Origin of the sequence: Streptococcus sp. 1004_SSPC, assembly GCF_001069025.1 — a bacterium.
GTDB classification, from domain to species: Bacteria; Bacillota; Bacilli; order Lactobacillales; family Streptococcaceae; genus Streptococcus; species Streptococcus vestibularis.
This window is the reverse complement of record NZ_JWGQ01000079.1, coordinates 1-2,148: the sequence shown is the minus strand read 5'-3', so window position 1 is coordinate 2,148 and position 2,148 is coordinate 1. Positions and strand designations below refer to the sequence as shown.

Annotated in this window: 3 protein-coding genes and 2 pseudogenes; 1 reads left to right on the top strand and 4 read right to left on the bottom strand. The window is 37.0% G+C overall.

Annotated features, from left to right (window positions below):
* Positions 1 to 6: 6 nt before the first annotated feature.
* The 4 genes and pseudogenes from ADF62_RS10810 to ADF62_RS06345 all read right to left on the bottom strand — a co-directional run.
* Positions 7 to 156, bottom strand: a pseudogene (locus ADF62_RS10810) (transposase); the annotation flags it as partial.
* A gap of 104 nt (positions 157 to 260) precedes the next feature.
* Positions 261 to 527 (bottom strand): hypothetical protein, encoded by a 267-nt coding sequence (locus ADF62_RS09945; RefSeq protein WP_128637822.1) that lies wholly within the window; start codon positions 525 to 527, stop codon positions 261 to 263.
* Entirely contained in the window at positions 508 to 648 is a 141-nt protein-coding gene (locus tag ADF62_RS11905; RefSeq protein WP_003093794.1) for a transposase, read from the bottom strand. The genes ADF62_RS09945 and ADF62_RS11905 overlap by 20 nt, the downstream gene beginning before the upstream one ends.
* A gap of 19 nt (positions 649 to 667) precedes the next feature.
* Entirely contained in the window at positions 668 to 1,027 is a 360-nt protein-coding gene (locus ADF62_RS06345) for a hypothetical protein (protein ID WP_239665006.1), read from the bottom strand.
* Between the two features lie 547 nt (positions 1,028 to 1,574).
* On the opposite strand from ADF62_RS06345, the pseudogene ADF62_RS10350 reads away from it, so the two are divergent.
* Positions 1,575 to 2,148: pseudogene (locus ADF62_RS10350) on the top strand (helix-turn-helix domain-containing protein); the annotation flags it as partial.

Here is a 2,148-nt window from a genome sequence, read left to right as displayed (position 1 = left end):
GAAAAGCTAACATCTAGAGAGAACCTGATAGGTTTTCTCTTTTTGTATGTTCAGAGTGATGAAGACACGTTTCCTAAAGTTAATAAAGTTTCTAAAACCGAAGCCCTGACGTTTAATATCTTTGATTAACTTGTTAGTAGCTTCAAGTTTTGCATTTCATTAATATGATTCTAGTACATTTTATTTGAAAAAACATCAAAAATAGGACAAAGAACTCTTCTTGTGATATACTGTAATTGAGATTTTTTTAATTTTTGGTGTTAGAACTGTTGCCTTAGTCCTAGCATTTTTTCTTTGTTGTATTCTTGGTGTGTTGCGAGAGTTTTGTAAATGATACGAAGCAGCTTATGTGCGCAAGCAATGACGGCTTTCATATTACTTCCTCTTTGGGAAGTTTTGCTATAAAAAGATGAAAACTCACTGTCTTTAGAATGAGCCGGAATCAATCCCGACATGGTCAAAGCCCTGCCTGATATATCGATTTCCTTGCGTGATGTGTGAGTATCTTTAAATGCCAGCACTTTCATAAGATCCTGGGCAGAGCCCAGCCCAAGAAGTTAAGTGTGCGTCCGATTGAAAAGCCTTCACATCTGGACCGATCTTAGCTAAAATAGTGGCTTCACAAGTTTCACTCACGCCAGGAATCATTTGAAGTAATCTATTTTCTTCAGGGGAACTCCTTTTCGATATAAGCTATTATTTCACTCGTTAATTTATTCATGAGGTTTTGATACAATTGATATTCTTCTAGGATTTTGTCCAAGAAAAATCGATCTTCCAGTGACAACTTCCCATTCATGGCCTCCATTAATTCTTCGGGATTTGCTTTGACATGCTTGTGAATACAAGCTGTCACATTGTCATAATCAATGAGTTTCCCATTGATAAAGAGCATTAAAAGAGACTGCCTTGTCTTAGAGAAGATATCAGAAAGATAGCTGGTTAGTTTGATATTAGCACGTAGTAAGAGGTTATGAATCTCATTCTTTATTTGAGTTTGACGTTGTTTGTAAGAACGTAACTGCAAGGAATATAAGATGTCTCAATAAGTCCATAACGTCCGAGCTGTGCAATCCATTCGGCATCTTTCATGTCTGTTTTTCGACTAGGCACATTCTTGATATATTGGGGGGTACCTAATATCAAATTGAGTTCTGAATCTGAGAATATATTAAAGAGCAGCACCCAATATTGGCTAGTGCTTTAGAAAAAGACATGTATGGCGTGATTTTCCAATATCCAAGCTAAGGGATTTTGGAGAGCTATAGTTGTTGTACTAAATTTTTTCTGAATTTTTTAGGTTTATTGCTTCCTAGTGGACCATCTAGAATACAACAAATGATAGACTTTTGGTGGACATCAATTCCAAAACACGTTTCAGTCATAACTTCCATAACAAAAACCTCCTGCTAACTATTGAACAATAGAACAAGAGGTTATTAGCAATTTTATTTGGCTCTATAATTTCTGTAGTGGGTAAAACCACTGTAGAGATTATAGAGCTTTTTGAATGCAGACAAAAGTCCCGTAAGAACTATAATGAAAAGCGACTAAACCATCATTAGGAAGAACTCATGAGATCTATTAAGAATACCACAGAGTTAAAGACCTTAACATCATTACTTTTCTTATTTTTGAAAAAGATATCTACATCGAGGTTCAAGCAAAACTGGAACACCGACTCTACTACATCTGAAGAAACGTCGTTTCCAATGTAAAGGCTGTAGACGAGTCACGGTAGCTGAGACGTCAATCGTTGAGAAAAACTGCCAAATCTCAAATCTAGTCCGTCAAAAGGTCTCACAACTCCTTACTGAAAAGGTGCCACTAACAGATATTGCCAGAAGACTTCGTGTGTCGACATCCACTGTCATTCGTAAGCTTGATCAGTTTACTTTCAAGGAACATTTTGACAAACTCCCAAGGGTTATGTCCTGGGATGAGTTTGGGTTCAAGAAAAGTGAACTCGCTTTTGTGGCGCAAAACTATGAGACTAACAAACTCATAACCATCCTTGATAATCGCCGTCAAACCACGATTCGAAACCACTTTTTGAAGTATCCATTGAAAGTTCGACAAAAGGTACAGTTTATTACAATGGATATGTCAGGAGCCTATATCCCACTAGCTCGCAGACTTTTCCCAAAC

Coding starts and splice junctions, on each gene's coding strand:
- ADF62_RS11905 (WP_003093794.1), bottom strand. CDS start 648: ATGATTCCTGGCGTGAGTGAAACTTGTGAAGCCACTATTTTAGCTAAG.
- ADF62_RS09945 (WP_128637822.1), bottom strand. CDS start 527: ATGAAAGTGCTGGCATTTAAAGATACTCACACATCACGCAAGGAAATC.